Below are 3629 nucleotides of genomic sequence, written 5' to 3'. Positions count from 1 at the left end.
GTCCTCGGGGGGCATCCGGTCGATGAGGTGGCGGCGTACCGACGAGACGTGGTGCGGGGCGACCGTGCGCATCGTCTCCCAGCCCTCGTCGGTGAGCACGGCGAACAGGCCGCGCTTGTCCGACTCGCAGCTCTCCCGGCGGACCAGGCCGGCGTTCTCCATGCGGGTGATCTGGTGCGAGAGCCGGCTCTTGGACTGGAGGGTGGCGGCGGCGAGATCGCTCATCCGCATCCGGTGCTCGGCGGATTCGGAGAGGTTGACCAGGATCTCGTAGTCGTTCATGGTCAGGCCGAACGGCTGGAGGTCACGTTCCAGCTGGTGGATGAGCAGCCGGTTGACGTCCAGATGGGTGCGCCAGGCGCGCTGCTCGTCCTCGGTGAGCCAACGGGGTTCGGTGTCCATGGTGATGACTTTACCCAGCGTTCGTACCTCTGTGCTCATAGCCCGAACCTGCGCTGGAGGCCGCCCAGCTGGCCGGGGAGTTGCGGTGTCTGCTGGCCGCCGTGCTGGCCGCCGCCCGGTACGCCGGGCTCGTGCGGGACCGCGCCGGTGGCCTGTTCCGCCATCAGCACCTCGGTGGACTGGATCAGCACCATGCCCGAGCCCACGAACTCGAACTGGTGCTCCTCGCCGGACGCCCCGCCGATGCCCGTCATGGCGCGGATGCCGCCCAGTACGCCCTTCAGGTAGCCGTGGTCGTAGTGATGGCAGGGCGAGGGGCAGTCCGCCCAGCCGACCAGGGCCTGCGGGTCGACGCGGACGGGCGGCTCGACGAAGTGCACCTGGCCGTTGGACGCGGCGACGAACTTGCCGGTGCCGATGAGGGTGAGGAAGCCCGGGATGATCGACTGCTTGAGGGAGAGGGTCGGTTCGAAGGCCAGCAGATTGCCGGAGCGGACGGTGAGGTTGCCGTCCTCGAGGTCGTAGGAGTTGACGTCGAAGGCGCGGTCGGCCAGCAGCATCTTGCCGTGGCCCTCGGCTACGACCCAGTCGGCGGCGTGCAGCGGGGAGTGGAAGCTGGTGGCGACGAGGCGGTCGAGGTGGCCGTGGCCGACGCCGTTGAAGTCGATCTGCCCGTAGTAGGCGATCATCTTGCCCTTCTGCAGGAACCACTGGCCGTTGAGCTCCACGCAGAAGGTGTAGTTGTTGACGTTGTCGTTGGACGGCAGGGTCGTGACGTCCAGGATCTGCGGAGCGGTGGTCACAGCTTCTCCTCGCTTGCCTGTACGAACACGGCGCCGTTTCCGGCCAGTTCGAGCTGGAAACCCTCGCCCGAGCCGCGGCCCACCATGTCGCGCCAGCCGAGCGCGGTGGAGAGCTTGTTGCGTACGTCGCCGTAGTGGGCCACGTACGCCTGCGGGTCGACGTGTACGGGGCGGTCCGGGGTGACGGGGAGCTGGATGATGCCGCCGTGCGCCATGACGGCGACCGCGCCCTTGCCCTTGAGCGTGGTGGTGAACAGGCCCTGCCCGGTGACCTGGCCGCGCACCATGCCCATGACGCCGCCGTCCGAACCGAGGAAGAGGGTGCCCTGTTCCAGGGTGCCGTCGAAGGCCAGCAGCCGGTCGGCCTCGACGCAGAGGGTGTCGCCGTCCAGGTTGATCACCTCGACGTGGTGGCCGCCGTGCCCGAACATCACCGTGCCGGCGCCCTCGACCGTCATCAGCGGGGTCGCCTCGTTGGCCACCCGCCGTCCGATCATGGACGTCAGGCCGCCCTGGCCGCCCTGCATGTTCGGGGTGAAGCGGACGTCGCCGGTGTACGCGATCATCGCGCCGCGCTGGCTGAACAGCCTCTGCCCCGGCTGCACCAGGGCCTCGACCATCTTGGAGTTGATCTCCCGGAACGGCATCAGACCTCGCCCCCGATCGTGTTGCGCTCGCTGGGCTGCACGTAGACCAGGCCGTCGCCCTCGAAGCGCATCTGGAAGGACTCGCCGGACCCCTCGCCCATGAACGTCCGGAAGTTCACACCGGACTGGAAGTGCTGCTGCAGATTGCCCTGATGGGCGATGTAGGCCCCGGGGTCGACCTGCAGCGGCATGCCCTGCGCGACGCGCAGCACCACCGCCGGGCCCGCGGACATCAGCGCGGCCTGCCCGGTGCCCTCGACCGTGGTGGTGAACAGGCCGTTGCCCTGGGAGGCGCCGCGCAGCCCGGTGAAGGCCGTGCCGGTGCGCAGGCCGGCGTCCGTGCAGAGCAGGTTGCTGGCCTCGACGTGCAGCGTCTCGCCGTTGAGCCGAACCAGGTTGATGTCGCTGGCGCGGTCGGCGAAGTAGCAGGTGCCCTGGCCCTTCACCTCCATGACGGTCATCTGTTCGCCGGTGAGGCGCCGGGTCACCATCCCGCGCATGCCCTCACCGCCGCCGGACATCTTCTTGAAAGCCATCTGGCCGTCGTAGGCGACCATGGAGCCGTTCTTCGCCTTGACGGTGTCATCGGCGGTACCGGTCATCGTGACGGCGAGCACCTTGGCGCTGTGAAGTCGGAACTGAGCCACAAGAGTGAACCTACCCTGGGCTCGGGGGCAGCGTGCCGTACTGCCACAATGGCAGTGCTTGTGCATCCCTTCACAAATGATCTCGAGGACCTGCCGTGGCCATTCTGGAATCGTCGACAAGCCTGCCGCCGAAGTCGCTCTCCGCTCTGCGCCGTCTCCGGCTGACCTCGACACCCGAAGCGGTGTCCTTCCTGCTGCTGCTCGTCTGCTCCGTGCTGAAGCGGACCACCGACTTCAACGCCGTGCCGGTGATGGGCGCCGTCCACGGCGTGCTCTTCATCCTCTACGTGCTCTTCTGGGCGGACGCCTGGAGGCGCGTCCGGTGGCCGCTCGGCCGGGCCGCCCTGTACTTCGCGCTGTCGGTGCTGCCCGCCGGCGGCTTCTTCGCCGACCGGATGCTGCGGGGCGAGGAGGCGGCGGGCGTGATCGCCGCCCGTGCGCGCAAGGAGCAGGGCGGCGGCAGCGGGGCCCTCGCGTGATCGTCGCCTTCTCGGTGACGCCGCTGGGCGTGGGCGAGGACGTGGGGGAGTACGTCGCCGAGGCCGTGCGGGTCGTCCGGGAGTCGGGCCTGCCGCACCGCACGGACGCCATGTTCACCTCGCTGGAGGGCGACTGGGACGCGTGCATGGAGGTCGTACGCAAGGCGGTCGCCGCCGTCGAGGAGCGGGCCCCTCGGGTGTCGCTCGTACTCAAGGCGGACATCAGGCCGGGCGTGACGGACGGGCTCACCGCGAAGGTGGACTCGATCGAGCGTCAGCTGGCGGACTGACCGCCGCTCGTCAGCAGGGCTATGCCCAGCGCGGTGCGCTCGTAGAGCACTTGGTGGCGCACCCGGCGCGAGGTCAGCAGGCCCGCGTCGCGCAGCGCCGTCAGATGCGCCGAGACGGAGGACGGGGCGAGGCCGAGCCGGGCCGCCAGGGACGTCGTCGAGGCGGGGTCCTCCAGTTCGTTCAGCACGGCGGCCCGGTTGGCGCCCAGCAGCCGCGCCAGCGCTTTGGCGGAGTCGTGGGTGGGCCGCTGCCACAGCCCGCCCACCCCGCGCGCCGGGTAGATCACCGCGGGCTGCCAGGGCGGGTCGAAGCCGCTCACCACGTCGGGCCAGACGAACACGCTCGGCAGCAGCATCACTC

At 69.6% G+C, this 3629-nt stretch carries 7 protein-coding genes; 2 read left to right on the top strand and 5 right to left on the bottom strand.

What is annotated here, in order from left to right; translation table 11 throughout:
* The 4 genes from ACRDP3_RS13575 to ACRDP3_RS13560 form a co-directional block, all read right to left on the bottom strand.
* Window positions 1-402: MarR family winged helix-turn-helix transcriptional regulator (locus tag ACRDP3_RS13575; protein WP_431517170.1), on the bottom strand; the 402-nt coding region annotated here is incomplete at its 3' end.
* Window positions 403-437: 35 nt separating this feature from the next.
* Window positions 438-1205: an AIM24 family protein gene (locus tag ACRDP3_RS13570; protein ID WP_431517169.1), complete on the bottom strand. Its 768-nt coding sequence runs from the start codon at window positions 1203-1205 to the stop codon at window positions 438-440.
* On the bottom strand, window positions 1202-1852 hold the full coding sequence (locus ACRDP3_RS13565) for an AIM24 family protein (RefSeq protein ID WP_431517168.1): 651 nt from the start codon (window positions 1850-1852) through the stop codon (window positions 1202-1204). Before ACRDP3_RS13565 ends, ACRDP3_RS13570 begins: the two co-directional genes overlap by 4 nt.
* On the bottom strand, window positions 1852-2499 hold the full coding sequence (locus ACRDP3_RS13560; protein WP_431517167.1) for an AIM24 family protein: 648 nt from the start codon (window positions 2497-2499) through the stop codon (window positions 1852-1854). The genes ACRDP3_RS13565 and ACRDP3_RS13560 overlap by 1 nt, the downstream gene beginning before the upstream one ends.
* A gap of 95 nt (window positions 2500-2594) precedes the next feature.
* Between ACRDP3_RS13560 and ACRDP3_RS13555 the strand changes: the two genes are divergently transcribed.
* Both ACRDP3_RS13555 and ACRDP3_RS13550 read left to right on the top strand, forming a co-directional pair.
* Window positions 2595-2978, top strand: a complete 384-nt coding sequence (locus ACRDP3_RS13555; RefSeq protein WP_431517166.1) for a DUF3817 domain-containing protein — start codon at window positions 2595-2597, stop codon at window positions 2976-2978.
* Entirely contained in the window at window positions 2975-3268 is a 294-nt protein-coding gene (locus ACRDP3_RS13550; RefSeq protein ID WP_431517165.1) for an MTH1187 family thiamine-binding protein, read from the top strand. The genes ACRDP3_RS13555 and ACRDP3_RS13550 overlap by 4 nt, the downstream gene beginning before the upstream one ends.
* On the opposite strand, the gene ACRDP3_RS13545 is transcribed toward ACRDP3_RS13550, so the two are convergent.
* Window positions 3253-3629: helix-turn-helix domain-containing protein (locus ACRDP3_RS13545; protein ID WP_431517164.1), on the bottom strand; the 377-nt coding region annotated here is incomplete at its 5' end. The two genes, ACRDP3_RS13550 and ACRDP3_RS13545, sit on opposite strands and share 16 nt — an antisense overlap.

It is taken from the genome of Streptomyces sp. (genome assembly GCF_050698815.1).
Classification (GTDB): Bacteria; Actinomycetota; Actinomycetes; order Streptomycetales; family Streptomycetaceae; genus Streptomyces.
This window is presented reverse-complemented; position numbering and strand designations above follow the sequence as displayed.